The sequence below is a fragment of the uncultured Nostoc sp. genome, from assembly GCF_964247315.1.
Lineage (GTDB): Bacteria > Cyanobacteriota > Cyanobacteriia > Cyanobacteriales > Nostocaceae > Nostoc.
This window is the reverse complement of sequence record NZ_CAXTTT010000016.1, coordinates 1-14,808: the sequence shown is the minus strand read 5'-3', so window position 1 is coordinate 14,808 and position 14,808 is coordinate 1. Positions and strand designations below refer to the sequence as shown.

The 14,808-nt window shown below is 42.3% G+C and carries 10 protein-coding genes and 1 pseudogene; 5 read left to right on the top strand and 6 right to left on the bottom strand.

Going from position 1 to position 14,808, the window contains the following annotated elements:
* The first annotated feature begins 280 nt into the window (after positions 1-280).
* Positions 281-907: a Uma2 family endonuclease gene (locus ACFE93_RS07280; RefSeq protein WP_375472680.1), complete on the top strand. Its 627-nt coding sequence runs from the start codon at positions 281-283 to the stop codon at positions 905-907.
* Positions 908-918: 11 nt separating this feature from the next.
* Here ACFE93_RS07280 and ACFE93_RS07275 read toward each other — a convergent pair whose 3' ends face one another.
* The 4 genes from ACFE93_RS07275 to ACFE93_RS07260 all read right to left on the bottom strand — a co-directional run bounded on the left by ACFE93_RS07275 (position 919) and on the right by ACFE93_RS07260 (position 4,541).
* Positions 919-1,842, bottom strand: coding sequence for a tetratricopeptide repeat protein (locus ACFE93_RS07275; RefSeq protein WP_375472679.1), 924 nt, complete (start codon positions 1,840-1,842; stop codon positions 919-921).
* A 169-nt stretch (positions 1,843-2,011) separates the two neighbouring features.
* Positions 2,012-2,347 (bottom strand): cytochrome c6 PetJ, encoded by a 336-nt coding sequence (gene petJ / locus ACFE93_RS07270; protein ID WP_375472716.1) that lies wholly within the window; start codon positions 2,345-2,347, stop codon positions 2,012-2,014.
* Between the two features lie 363 nt (positions 2,348-2,710).
* Positions 2,711-3,205 (bottom strand): GNAT family N-acetyltransferase, encoded by a 495-nt coding sequence (locus ACFE93_RS07265; protein ID WP_375472715.1) that lies wholly within the window; start codon positions 3,203-3,205, stop codon positions 2,711-2,713.
* 163 nt (positions 3,206-3,368) lie between these two features.
* The gene (locus ACFE93_RS07260) at positions 3,369-4,541 is read right to left on the bottom strand and encodes an RpoD/SigA family RNA polymerase sigma factor (protein ID WP_375472678.1); all 1,173 of its coding nucleotides are present in this window, start codon (positions 4,539-4,541) and stop codon (positions 3,369-3,371) included.
* Between the two features lie 808 nt (positions 4,542-5,349).
* On the opposite strand from ACFE93_RS07260, the gene priA reads away from it, so the two are divergent.
* Together priA and ACFE93_RS07250 are read left to right on the top strand one after the other, a co-directional pair.
* Positions 5,350-7,965, top strand: a complete 2,616-nt coding sequence (gene priA, locus ACFE93_RS07255) for a primosomal protein N' (RefSeq protein WP_375472677.1) — start codon at positions 5,350-5,352, stop codon at positions 7,963-7,965.
* A gap of 1,282 nt (positions 7,966-9,247) precedes the next feature.
* Entirely contained in the window at positions 9,248-11,446 is a 2,199-nt protein-coding gene (locus tag ACFE93_RS07250; protein ID WP_375472676.1) for an Ig-like domain-containing protein, read from the top strand.
* 351 nt (positions 11,447-11,797) lie between these two features.
* On the opposite strand, the gene ACFE93_RS07245 is transcribed toward ACFE93_RS07250, so the two are convergent.
* Positions 11,798-13,315, bottom strand: a complete 1,518-nt coding sequence (locus ACFE93_RS07245; protein ID WP_375472675.1) for an ATP-binding protein — start codon at positions 13,313-13,315, stop codon at positions 11,798-11,800.
* A complete protein-coding gene (locus ACFE93_RS07240; RefSeq protein ID WP_375472674.1) occupies positions 13,312-13,995 on the bottom strand; it encodes a response regulator transcription factor in 684 nt (227 codons plus the stop codon). Before ACFE93_RS07240 ends, ACFE93_RS07245 begins: the two co-directional genes overlap by 4 nt.
* Positions 13,996-14,144: 149 nt before the next feature.
* Between ACFE93_RS07240 and ACFE93_RS07235 the strand changes: the two genes are divergently transcribed.
* A complete protein-coding gene (locus tag ACFE93_RS07235; protein ID WP_375472673.1) occupies positions 14,145-14,414 on the top strand; it encodes a hypothetical protein in 270 nt (89 codons plus the stop codon).
* A 146-nt stretch (positions 14,415-14,560) separates the two neighbouring features.
* Positions 14,561-14,808: pseudogene (locus tag ACFE93_RS07230) on the top strand (hypothetical protein); the annotation flags it as partial.

Below are 14,808 nucleotides of genomic sequence, written 5' to 3'. Positions count from 1 at the left end.
TTTTATATTTAAGTATATTGAGTTTAGCCAAGATGAACTAATTGAAGTGTGATCTCGGTTCTACTGGTAATATGATCTGACTCTGGGTTGAGATATTTTTTATTCTGTCTCAGACACTCAAATTCCCATACGTGCGCTCACCAAGGGCTAGAGATATTAAGCTTAATAAGCAAGCCAGGTTCCAAAAGGCTAAAGGTAATAAACCTCAAAGCCTCTTCCCTTATAGCAATTACAATTACGTTAGCATTGGGAAAACTGCAAGCTTCGCAAACACAATAGAATGATTCAAACCTTACGCAAACTAGTTACATTCGATGAATTCGTTGCTAGATATCCCGACAATACAGGAAAACGTTATGAGTTGCATGATGGAGTAATAGTCGAGATGCCGCAACCCACAGGCGACCATGAAGAGGTAGTTGGATTTTTAGCCTTTGAAATTACTAGAGAATGTATTCGTTTAAATCTCCCCTACTTCATACCCAAAACAGCATTAGTCAAACCGCCTGAAAGTGAATCGGCTTACTCACCAGATGTGTTGATATTAAATCGCTCTAATTTGGTAAATGAACCTCTGTGGAAAAAAGAATCTACTGTAAGCCAAGCGGAATCAATACCCTTAGTAGTTGAGGTAGTGAGTAGCAATTGGCGTGATGATTATTTAAAAAAAGCTGCTGATTATGAAGCTGTAGGCATCCCAGAATACTGGATTGTAGACTATACTGCTTTAGGCGGTAGGCGATTTATTGGCAACCCCAAACAACCAACTGTCTCGCTCTACACTTTAATTGAGGGAGAATACCAAGTCAGCCAGTTTCGAGGTAGCGATCGCATTATCTCACCTCTTTTCCCAGAGTTAAACTTAACCGTCGAACAGATTTTTCAAGCTGGTGGATACCCTGCATAGTGCTGAAAGTCTTATAAAAGAGCGATTTCGGTTGCAAAGGAAATTTGTCGTCGCAGATTCTTCAATAAATCTAGAGTTTTTTCGTAAGCAACTCTCTTTCCTTGGTTTTCAAAGTACTCAGATGCTTTTTGTAAATCAGCGATCGCTCCTAAATGATATCCTAAGCGATACTGAGCTACTCCCCGATTAACGTAAGCCTGGGCATTACTGGGGTTAAGTCTGATGACTTGGGAAAAATCACGCACTGCACCAAAGTCATCTCCGTTTCGTCCGCAAGTACAACCCCGGTTAAAGTACGCTCGATAATCGTTAGCATTGAGACGAATTGCTAGATTAAAGTCGAGCATGGCTGCTTGGGTATCTTGCAAGACAAAATGCGCTAAACCTCGGTCATTATAGATATCTGCAAGTAGTAAGCTAGTTATTCGAGGTATCTGAGTTAGGGCTAAATTAAAGTCAAGAATTGCCTCCGAGTCTTTCCCATTGCCGACACGAGCTAGCCCTCGGTTATAGTAAGCTCGAAAATCGTAGGGTTTAAGTGCAACGGCTCGATTATGATCGACAATGGCAGCTGAATAATCCCCTTGTCTGTAGTGTGCTACTCCCCGGTTCAGGTAAGCCTCAAAGTTATCCGGTGCAAAATTTATGGCTTGAGTACAATCTGTGACAGCTTGATGGTAATCTTGTAATTGGAGATAAGCCAGACAGCGATCGCTATAAGCAACAGCCAAATCTTTCTCAAGTGCAATCGCCTGGTTGAAATTCTTTATTGCTTCCTGATAATCACCGCGCCGCATCTTATCTACACCCAACTCTAAGAAATCACTCGCTGTAATTTGGGTAATAAAAATGGGTGAAGAATGTGCAGGTAAAGTCAAAAAAGTCAGAGGTAAAGCAATAATTATACTGAAAAATAATTGCCAGAAATTACTCATAATACCAAATGAGGATAGGTAGTATTGTTTGATATTCTTGGAACAGTCTTTTTGTAAAGATTTTCGATCCAAAATTGGTATATGCATCCTATTTGATAATTTCGGCAGTAACAAAATTAGCGGGGCTTTTTGCCCCGCGAATTGTTAATTATTGAAGTTAGATTTTAGTCTACTTCCATTCCTTATCTGCTTGTGAAAGCACATAAGCAGCTACATCTTCAATTTGTTCAGGCTTCAAACGTTTGCCGAAGGCAGGCATGGCATTTTTACCTTTTGTAACCTGGGCAATAATCGCCTCTGCTGAGTACATACCATACTTTTCTAAAGCGTTCTTTTTCAGGCTTTTGTCAGCTTGAACCAGATTCTTTCCTCCCGCGTGACAAGAGGCACAATTGGCACTAAATACTTTAGCTCCACTAGCAGCATCTGCTGCCAAAGCTGGACGACTGAAGGCAAAGGTGAAGATTGCTATGCCTAACAGCATGACTGTAATCATTTTTTTCATTTTGTGTTCTCTCTGCAATAACGGCTTATTCGGTACAATATCCTCCATAATTGTGAGTTTAGCCGCTGTCATAGTCAAATGACAAGCTGTCAAACTTTACTTTATTAAATAAATTTTTTTTATTTTGAATCTTGGCGATTTTATATTTAGGTTTGTTAGCACAAAACGATGTGTAACGAGAATGTGCTACTTTACAAAATACCCTTGCTTGCTTATTTGTAAAAATGTGCATTTATGCTGACGTTCAAAATGCAAATTTATGTAATTTTGAATATGTTATCAAGAAAATCATTAAAATTTCAGGATGAAATATTAATGATGAAAATTGTCCTGATTCATCCTTTATAATTCATCCTTTGTTTTTTATTTAATAGATCCTAATTGAGTAAGCACATCTTCTGTGACGCGACAAATTCGCCAATCATCTAATATAGATGCTCCCATCCTACGGTAGAATGCTTGGGCTGACTCATTCCAATCTAAGACGCTCCACTCTAATCGCCCACAATCACGTTCTACAGCTATCTGAGCTACTTTAGTTAGGAGAGCCTTACCAATACCTTGCTTGCGATATTCTGGTAAAACAAATAAATCTTCCAGATAAATTCCTGGCTTAGTCAGAAATGTTGAATAATTATGAAAAAATAGCGCAAAACCAACAGCTTGACCCGTAGATTCTGCTAATATTGCCTCTACATACCTCCGCGAACCAAATAAATGCTCCTGAAGTGCTAGAGCATTACCAGCGATCGCGTGAGATAATCTTTCATATTCTGCAAGCCCTTCAATTAATTTAAACAGTACGCTGCAATCAGCTGGTTCAGCAAAACGCACAATCAAATTGCTACCCGAAGTCATTAGTCTATAGTCCATAGTTTATAATCCATAGTCTATAGGCAACTGGGCAATTTATTTTGAGTATTGACTAAACAAGAGCCGAAAAAAGCTACAAAACGCCCGATTTTTGCGAATTGCAAAGCTAATTAAGTTAGGGATTGCATCTCTATCTTGAGCAATGTAGTTAAATCAACCAACCTTTTAAGCGTTTGGCTATGTGAGGACGGCGCAATTTCCGCATGGCTTTGCTTTGAATTTGACGCACTCGTTCGCGAGAAAGATTGAACATATTGCCAACTTCTTCTAAGGTACATGGTTCGCTGGTTGTCAAACCATAACGCAAAGAAATCACATCTTTCTCTCGTGGAGTTAACACGTCACCCAAGACTTCCCAAATCTCCTGACGCATCATGTTTTCATTCATTTTTGCTTCTGGAGACAAGTTATCTTCATCTTCTAGCAAATCCATCAATTCCGTGTCTTCTTCTTTACCGACGCGGTGGTTGAGAGAAAGTGCTTGTCGGCGTAGCTGTTGTAGCTGACGTAGTTGTTGCACACTAATCTCCAAATATTCTGCCATTTCACCTTCGGTAGGATTACGACAGAGTTTTTGTTTGAGTTCTCGTTGGGCTTTTTTTAGCTTGTTAAGCTTTTCAACAATATGAATCGGTAGCCGAATTGTTCGCGCATCGTTAGCTATAGCTCTAGTAATTGCTTGTCTAATCCACCAATAAGCGTAAGTAGAAAACTTATATCCTTTATCGGGATCAAACTTTTCTGTAGCGCGATTTAAACCCATTGCTCCTTCTTGGATTAAATCCAGAAAAGGCACTCCCCGATTCAAGTATCGTTTAGCAATAGACACTACCAATCTCAAGTTCGAGCGAATCATTTTGCGTTTCGCTACTCTCCCTTGATACAAGCGATTTTCTAGTTGCTTTTCCATCATTCCTAGCTCGGAAGCCACTTCTAGTTTGCTGGGTTCATGTTCCAGTTTTAACTCTAAAGCCGCTTGTATCTCTCTGACTTCCTCTAAGAACCTGACTCGCCGCGCTAACTCTACTTCTTCATCAGCTTTTAAGAGCGGATAACGCGCCATTTCCTTAAAAAACGCGCCGACAGCATCATCATGTTCGGTTTTGTTGTATCCCGAAGGACGAGCTGCCGCCATGTCATCTCCATCGCGTTCGTCTGATTCCAGATTTTCTACTACAATTGGAGATTCTTCTTCTGCTACTGCATTTAAACTATCGAGTGATGGTTCTTCGATATCAACAGCATTCTCCAGTATTTCCATTTTTCCCAATTCAACAATATTCATATTTTCCTTTAGGGATTGTTGCTTTGTTTGGTACATAATTTATTTACACCTACTCGTTTGAGGCTTGGTAGTTTTCCCTAATGGACAATGCACCCGTAAAAAATAGCGAAATATAGGCTGATGCTAATTTGTCTACAGAAATAAAAATCGGCATCTACCTACTACCTATAGGTTACAGTTATATACAACTATAACGAAACTGACCTTAGCACCCAGTAAAGCTTTTTTCTTAGATTCCCAACAGATATATTCTTCATTTTTTTCTGAATTATCAAATATGTCAAACCCCCCCTCAAACTTTCTCAACCTTAACAAATATAAAAATCTCAGCTAACCATCCAAATTTCTTAAACTTTCATATATTTTTCTAAATATTTTTAATGTCTTAGGCGCTGGAGGTCAGTGTATAAAAGGAATACCTACTACTGATTTTAGGCATTTTCGATTTGATTTAAAGTTACCTACATGATACTAATTACAAGAAAGGCAGCTTAATTTTGGGATAATCTTACTTTGTATAAAAGCATCTCATAAGCAGAAATGGTTGAATATCTACCGCTAGGCGGAAAAAGGCTACTCCCTATTTAGTATATGAGTAACTGTTGCAGCAAAAGCCGACATACTTTTATTTGTATAGTGGGTACCAAATATTTATTGCACGTCTAGTTGATACGAATTTGTCTAGTAGATTACATAAGAGGAAAATTATCAAGTATTATGAAGAATAACAGTATTGAGAAATACAATTTAAATTTAAGAAAGCGAAAAACCAAAGTGTAGTTAGCTAGGTTGATTTTGACCAGCTATGTTGTGAGGAAAATATTTAATTATAAAGTCAGCAAATATGTATATTAATGACATAAAATTATCTCCTTTAGTGGTGGCACAAGCGAGTGAATCATACCAGTCAGGTGCAGCGTTAAATCGGTGGGTTGAAGTATTGGTAGACTGTCCAGGAAGTACAGGACTATTTACTTATCGATTGCCAGCCCAGTTAGAAATCAAACCAGGGGATATTTTGAGCGTGCCATTTGGGGCGCAACAATTAGGAGCGATCGCAATTCGATTACTGGCACAACCAAATATCGATTTACTACCAGAAAAAATCCGGGAAGTAGAAGATATAGTCAGCGTTGGATTTTTTCCAAGTGCTTATTGGGAATTACTCAACCAAGTTGCTGCATATTACTATACGCCTCTAATTCAAGTAATCCGGGTTGCTCTGCCACCAGGGTTACTGGGGCGATCGCAGCGTCGTATCCGTCTGGTTGGAGGGAGAGAGGCAGAGGGGAGTGGTTATTTACTGGCATCTGCCGATCCTTTAGCTTTTTTGACTCCGACTGCGCGGCAAGTTTGGGAACTTTTGCAAGGGCAGCCGGCAGGGGACTACAGTTTTGTTTACCTTCAACAAAAAATCAAATCTGCTTATCGGGGAATTCGGGAGTTATTGCGATTTGGTTTAGTAGAAAGCTACTTAGAACCGCCACGACTGACTCGACCAAAGTTGCAAAAAGCAGTTACGCTCACAGGTACAATTGACGATGAGTTAACTACTCGCCAACGAGAAATTTTAGAAGTGCTACGACGACGTGGTGGGGAGTTGTGGCAAAATGAATTACTGCAAATTTGCAATGCTAGTTCCTCTATTCTCAAGACGTTGGCACAAAAGGGTTACATCGTTGTTGAAGAACGGGAAGTATTGCGAACTGAACAAGGCCCAAGTTTAGTAGGTGATAGCGCTAAATCTTTGACTACAGCTCAAGCTAGCGCTCTAGAGACAATCCAGACACTAAATGCATTTGCTGAAGTTTTGTTGCATGGGGTGACAGGTTCAGGAAAAACCGAAGTATATTTGCAAGCGATCGCACCCCTCCTCAATCAAAGTAAATCCGCTCTTGTCTTAGTCCCAGAAATTGGACTTACACCCCAGCTAACCGATCGTTTTCGCGCTCGTTTTGGTAATAAAGTCAGCGTTTATCACAGTGCTCTTTCAGATGGTGAACGTTACGACACTTGGCGACAAATGCTCGCGGGAGAACCCCAAGTTGTCATTGGTACTCGTAGCGCCGTTTTCGCCCCTTTGCCCAACTTGGGTTTAATTATTTTAGATGAAGAACACGACAGCAGCTTTAAACAAGACTCCCCCATACCCACCTACCACGCCCGCACCGTTGCTCAGTGGCGAGCCGAATTAGAAAATTGCCCCTTGGTGTTGGGTTCCGCCACGCCTTCGTTGGAAACTTGGGTAAGCGTGAGGAGGCAGGGGAGCAAGAGAGCAGGGGAAGAATTCGTAACTCCTAACTCTTGTACAGACGCAATTAATCGCGTCTCTACTCTTAACTCAGCACTCAGCACTCAGCACTCAGCACTCAGCACTCATTACTTAAGTTTGCCTGAACGCATCAACTCCCGCCCTTTACCGCCAGTGGAAATCGTCGATATGCGGCAAGAGTTGCAACAGGGAAATCGTTCTATATTTAGTAGATCGCTGCAAACAGCTTTACAAGAGTTGCAAGAAAGAAAACAACAGGGAATTTTATTTATCCATCGCCGGGGACACAGTACGTTTGTCTCTTGCCGCAGTTGTGGATATGTATTGGAATGTCCGCACTGTGATGTGTCGCTGGCGTATCACCACACCGAAGAAAAAGCGCCGGAATTATTGCGGTGTCATTACTGTAACTATGCGCGATCGCACCCCAAATTTTGCCCTGATTGTAGCTCCCCTTACCTGAAATTTTTCGGTAGCGGTACTCAACGAGTCACGCAGGAACTCGCGCGACAGTTCCCAGAGTTGCGCTTGATTCGTTTTGATAGCGATACCACCCGTAACAAAGGCTCACATCGTACCCTACTCACCCAATTTGCCAACGGCGAAGCAGATTTATTAGTCGGTACGCAAATGCTCACTAAAGGTTTGGATTTACCACAGGTGACACTTGTGGGCGTTGTTGCCGCCGATGGGTTGCTAAATTTATCAGATTATCGCGCCAGCGAACGAGCATTTCAAACCTTGACGCAAGTCGCTGGACGTGCAGGTAGAGGTGAAGATCCGGGTAGAGTGATTGTGCAGACTTATACTACAGAGCATCAAGTAATTGCAGCAGTGCGATCGCACGATTATCAGTCTTTCTCTCAAGCGGAATTAGAACAACGCCAAGCACTCAATTATCCTCCTTATGGGCGGTTAATTTTGTTGCGCTTAAGTAGTCTCGACCCTATTCAAGTACAAAATACGGCGCAAGTTATTGCTACAGCCTTGAGTACAGAAGAAGAATTCGAGATATTAGGCCCAGCACCAGCGAGTATTTTACGAGTAGCTAATCGTTATCGCTGGCAGATATTGATTAAATTTGCCCCCGATGCCTTACCACAATTACCAGATTGGGAAGAAGTGCGATCGCTTTGTCCTTCGTCTGTAAGTTTAACTATTGATGTAGACCCGATTAATATTATGTAATCGTAAACTAATAATCCGCCCAGTAGCGCACTCATAAATAAACCTGATTTGTTTGGTAATTGAGTTAGCCTATGCATAATCTACCTTCAGATAGATGAGTAAATCAAAATATCATCTTATTAGTAGATTTAAAGCATACATATTGAAAATTGAAAAACTTTTTCATGATTTACTAGCCAAATTTATATCATGTTAGGGTGATTACTTATTATTGAAGAAGAATTCAGAAGCCAGAATTCAGGAGTCAGAACCAGAAAGTGGGGGATTCAGACCCGCCACTCTCTTACAAAGTTCAGATCGGAGGAAACCTCCACTTGGACTTTGCGCTAATTGAAGACCACTAAATCGTTCGCACAGCGTCTCTGAAAGAGAAGATTTATTGGGGGTCTTAAACCCATTTATTCATCCGCCCAGACGTTCGATGACTCGCTAACGCTGCGCTAACAGGTTCGGTAGTTCCCCAGACGCTCGATGACTCGCTAACGCTACGCTATCGATGGCAACCGCCATGACAGGGCTACCTCACCAGTTGCACAGAATTCAATTCTGAATTCTGGCTCCTGACTCCTGAATTATGTTTTGATAAAATCTATCAATGTAGGTTGGGTTTAACAACAGTGAAACCTAACATAAACAAGGATAAAATGTTAGGTTTTGTTCCTCAAACCCCACGTGCTTGGTTGTTAAAAAATCCCATACGCTCGCAGGCTCGCTAACACTACGCTATTGCCAAGGGAGAAGACTGCGCTGGCTCCCCAATGCAGTGGCTCCCCAAAGTACAGATGTTATAAATACAGTGTTTTGCAATTACATGAGATAGACCCCTCGCCAACCCTCCCCAATGCTTTGGGAAAGGTGCGCGATAACGCGGGTGGGGTGATTTTTGTACCTCATAAAGTTGAAATCTGCTGTATTCAAACAAACCTGATATTAAGTGCATATTAACAGTATAGCTCAAATAAACTCTGCCAGCAGCAATTAAAAATTTTCGGTAATAATTTTTTTGAAGATTTATTGCTTTTTACGTAATCATATTGCGCTAAGTTGAGGAATTAGAAAGTTCCCTGATAATTCTCTTAAAAAGTTCAGAATTTATGTAATTTAAAGTATTTACTAAATACTTTTTATACAGTTTGTAGAAATGTGTTCCCTAAGACTTGCGGTCATTACGTTCGTTTATAGCCAGTGAAGGATTGCCAGGAATAATCATTGCAGATACTTGGCAAATGTTAATGGACTACTCACGTCTCAACTACGAACACAACGGCAAGGCATACTATCTATGATTTACAAGATCAAACCCAAAATACTGGTATTAGCAATTGTTCAAGGGATTGCTTTTCAACCTAATAACGCTCCTGTACCATCTGGGTATATTAAAGATATCGGTCAAGCCTACAATGATACTAGAGGCTTTGGTTGGGTGCGTGAAGATAGCTTAGGCAATACTACACCCACTCCCCTTGATATCGAACTCAATACACGCGATCGCCACCAAAGTGGCATCGATCAACGATTAAATAGACTGATTCATCTGCAATATCCTCTTGGCAGTGCGGGAACAGCAGTCAAGATACCTGCTGCTTGGGAATATGCCTTATCTAAAGGTTCCTACAATGTGACTGTTAGCGTCGGTGATGCTAGTAATATTGTAGCTAGTAAGCACCAGATTAATATAGAAGGAAGGGCTGCTATTTCTGGCTTTGTACCAACAGCAACCAAAAAGTTTGCCGCAATTACCCGGATTGTTAATGTTGCCGATGGCAAGCTCACAATTGATGCTAAAGGTGGTAATAATACCAAGCTCAACTATATTGCGATCGCACCAGGTAATCGTCCCTCGATCAGAACGACCAATCCCACTGATGCTCAGACAAATGTATCGCCAGATATCTCGATTACAGCAGACTTAAATCTCCCCAACAGTGGGATTGCAGTTAATACTATTTCTGCCTCAACTATTAAGCTGATCGATAGCAGTACTAATACGCAAGTCAATGCCGATTACAATACTTCCGGTGGCGGAGATGTGATTGTAGTGTCTCCGATAAATCGTCTCAAGAACAACACCAAATATTTGTTACAAATCACCGACGGGGTTAATGATAGCAATGGTGTTGCATTCTTACCCTATAGCATCAGTTTCACAACAGGCACTTTTGTCAAACCAGTAAGCAATATTACTTTCGAGCAAGTCTCACTAGCGAATGTACCTGTCAAACCTTACACCACAGTATTGATTGGGCCTGACAATAAACTCTATGCTGCCACCTTACTAGGTGAGATTTTGTGTTTCCCAATCAATGCCGATGGCACTTTGGGTACGCCACAAACGATTACCTCATTGCAGACTGCAAATGGTGGTAATCGAACGATCGTTGGTATGCACTTTGATCCCTCATCAACAAATGCTAACAACCTAATTCTCTGGGTAACAAATAACTACTACTGGAATGGAACTGTTGATGCACCGGAGTGGAGTGGTAAGATTACTCGTTTAAGCGGTACCAATCTAGAGACTGTAAAAGACTATGTGGTTGATTTACCACGGTCTAGTCGGGATCATCTAACCAATAGCATTGAGTTTAAACCTAATGAGCCAAATGTGCTGTATGTGTTGCAGGGTAGTAATAGTAGCACGGGCGCACCAAACACTGCCTGGAGTAATCGTCCTGAGCAGTTGTTAACTGCTGCTGTATTACGAGTTGATCTGTCCAAAATCACCTCACCTCCTTTAAGCGTTAAGACGGAGGATGGAGGTACTTATAACCCCTTTAAACCGGGAGCGCCTGTAACCATCTTTGCTAGCGGTATACGTAATGGCTACGATCTGGTTTGGCATAGCAATGGTCAGTTATATGTGCCAACAAATGGTTCGGCAGCTGGTGGCAATACGCCAAATACACCTATTCCCCTACCTCTTGCCTGTCAAAACCGTATTGATAAAGCTACTAATGGGGCATATACTAGTCCATCTGTGCCTGCTCTTAGCAGTCTAGGCACACAGCTAGACTTTTTGTTTCGCGTTGTTAAAAATGGTTATTACGGTCATCCCAATCCGAAGCGTTGTGAGTGGGTGTTGAGTGGAGGAAATCCTACAACTGGCAAAGATCCAGTTCAGATAAATGAATATCCCATTGGTACTTTACCTGACCGGAATTGGAAGGGTATTGCCTTCGATTTCGGAGAGCATATTTCACCTGATGGCATCATTGAATATCGTAGTAATGTTTTAGGTGGTCAGCTGCAAGGCAAACTGCTAGTGACACGCTTCAGTTCAGGGAAAGACATCATTGTGCTAACACCAGGTGGCGCAAACTTGGATATTGTAAATTCCCAAACGGGTATTACTGGCTTCACTGGTTTTAATCCAAGTCCATTAGATTTGATTGAGAATCCCACGAATGGAAATCTCTACGTGGCGCAACTCAGTCAAGAGACGGGTATGGGCAAAATTACACTTCTGCGTCCACTTCATTAATATTCAGTATCGAGCGATCGCTCAATTATCTAATACCAATTCAAAAAATGTTTACAACAGATAACTCCACCTACGCTGACGCGCACCCTCACCGATGCTTTGGCCAGGGTTGGGGAGGGGTATTATCTATGTGTTGCATTCTTTTTTCAAATCGGTATTATATCATGTCCGCATAATTAGTTATGATTCCCACAGTCATTGCACCCCACACGCCAGTCGCTCATGAGGGAAACCCCCAAGACCGCGCTGGCTCCCCTTAATCCCCTCCCCGCAAGCGGGGAGGGGAGACAAAGCGTAGCTTTAGCGGGGTGGGGTAATTCGGGTTTAATAAGTAATCAAGCAGACATGATATTACTTCATCGGTAAGGTGAGGGTGAACGCTGTTTGACCAGAAGGTGTTAAGTCAAGGGTAAGGTCGCCACGATGTGCCCTGGCAATTTCTCGGGCTAGGCTGAGTCCTAGTCCGATTCCTTCTACCTTGCGGTTACGTGAGGGATCGCCACGATAAAATCGGTCAAAAATGCAATCGCGATCGCTGAGTGGAATATCTTTTGATGCATTGACAATAGTAACGTGAAAATTTATTGGAGTTTGATGAGTGCGAATTTGTATCCAGCCGTTGGCGAGATTGTATTTGATTGCATTACTGAACAGGTTTTGCAAAACTTGAATTAAAAGATCGCGATCACCTTTTACTCGCAACCCATCAGTAAAGTCAGTTTGCACTGTCAAATAGGGAGCTAGCATTTCCACATCTTCTAACATCTCCATCAGCAACTCAGACATATCCACCTCAACCAGATACAAGCTCATTTTTCCGGCATCTGCCAGAGATAACAACAAGAGTTTCCGCATAATTCCACTCAGGCGGCGCACCTCATCTAACAAGTTGCTTAAGCGCTGTTGTACTTCACTACCGGGATCAACCTGTTGGAGTGTTCGTTCTAGTTCGCCTTGCAAAATAGTTAGTGGGGTTTTCAGTTCATGGGCCGCGTCACCACTAAAACGGGAAGCTTGGGTAAAACTACGTTCCAAGCGTTCCAGCATCAGGTTAAACACCTGAATCAGTTCGATAAATTCAACATCAGTTGTCCCAATGGGAATTCGCTGATCTAGCCCTTTAACAGTTACCTGTTGAATTACGCCGGTTAATTGCCGGATAGGACGCAAAGCACTGCCAGAAACCAACCATGCCCCCACCGCAACCAGCAGCAGCGCTCCCGGAATTGAAACCAGGAAGATATTGCGAATCGTAGCCATTTCTTGATCTACAGCTTGCAAGCTAACGGCAATGGCAATCTGAGCATTGGGAAATTTAGCTGCCCCAATCCGCCAGACTGCTGTTGTTGTCTGCTCTGTAACAAATTGAGGTGGGCGTGGGTGAATTAGCGGTGGGTGCTGGAGCGATGGATTTGCATTAGAGGGTAAAGGTGGTGGTTCTCTCTTCGGGGGCGGTGGTAGAGGTGTCAACTCAAGACGCTTAAGCAACACACGATTCACCTCAAGGTCGGCAGGTAGGGAGTTTGATTTATAAAGTATGTTGTTGTTTGTGTCAAGCACCACTAGGGCGACGGGGGTTTTTGTATTGGTTCCGAAAGCATAAGATAAGGAATTTTCGTAAAACTGCCATCGTGAGCGATCGCCTAAGCTTTCTCTTCTAGGAGAGGCTGCGCCAACGGGAGGTTCCTCTCGTCGTGGAGGGAAGTTCGGAGTTGCCCGCATCAAGTGATTTAATAGTTCTGCATCCAGGCGGCTAATCTTAGCATTGTAAATCTGAAACCAGGAAACCGCACCAAATCCGACTAATGTGCTGCCAGCTAGAGCCGCAGACAACAGAGCAATGCGAAGTCGAAACGAAGGAAGTTTCATGATGAAGAATCTGGCTTGCGAAATCGATATCCAACCCCTCGAATGCTTTCAATCCAGACTACTTGATCAATGGGGTCAATCTTTTTACGAATTCGCTGGATACAAACATCCACAACGTTGGTGTTGGGGTTAAAGTCGTAACCCCAAACGTGTTCCAGGATTTGGGTACGAGTGAAAACCCGTCCGGGAGAACGCATGAGATATTCTAGAAGATTAAACTCGCGGCTGGTGAGTTCTATCGCTTGGCGATCGCAAGTGACTTCCCTAGTAATGCGATCGAGTTTGATCGGGCCAACGCAAAGCAGATTTTGGCGTTCGCTCACACTGCGGCGCACAACCGCATGAATTCTAGCCGCTAACTCTTCCACAAAAAATGGTTTAGCGATATAGTCATCCGCTCCCAAATTTAGCCCTTGCAAGCGATCTTCTAGTTCATTGCGAGCCGTCAACAAAATCACCGGAGCATTCCGACCTTGCCGCCGTAATAGTTTTAGAATCGATAGTCCATCTTTTCCCGGCATCATAATGTCGAGTACGATCGCATCATATTCGTTGTCTAACGCCCGCAGATATCCGTCATCACCGTTATCGCAGTAGTCTACAACAAATCCCTGCTCCTTGAGTCCAGCCCGGACAAAGTTAGCAATTTTCGCTTCATCTTCAACAAACAGAACGTTCACAAGCTTTTATTAATTCATATATTCTTCTATTCTAAATTCATTATTTTTTATTCAAATTACAAAACTGTAATTTAGAAAATAAGAAAGCTGTAATTTTGAGGTGGCTCAATTAGAAATATGAACACCCTAGCTTTTGAAGGTTGATTTTTATGAATATTCGTCAAGTCTTAGCCGTAGCAGCGATTCCTTTTTTGATTGGTACATTTGGTTTTGTTGCACCCAATCAGGCAAATGCCGCTAATCCATCTCATCGGAACGCCGAGATTTCACAACAGCCCAACAAACGGCAAATATCTGATGAAAAACCACAAATCAGACATTCTAAACCCCGTCCACATCACAAAAAGCGTTCTCCTCAACGTCCTCAACCTCATAATCAGGAAAAAGTTCAAAACCGGGTAGAACGCAATAACCGTTAATTGATGCACCCTTGCATTTCGCCTCGCCCTCAGCAGCGATCTCGTCAGAGTGTTGTTGTTTCTAAATTACAAAACTGTAATTTAGAAACAGAGCAAACTGTTATTTTGAGAAGACTTAATTAGAAATATAAACCTTTGGAGATTTAATGATGAATATTCGTCGAGTACTAGTAGCGACAGCGATTCCTGTTCTGGTTGGCACATTTGGTTTTCTTTCACTCAATCAAGCAAATGCCGCTAATCAATTCGATCGAATTGCACAGGCGCAACAACCGCCCAACCAACCATCAAATGAACGGCCGCGTCCACCTCGACCTGATTTTGCAGCCGCAGCAGCAAAGTTAGGAGTTACAGAAGCCCAGTTAAAAGCGGCGTTAGGAGTTCCTGCCAATCC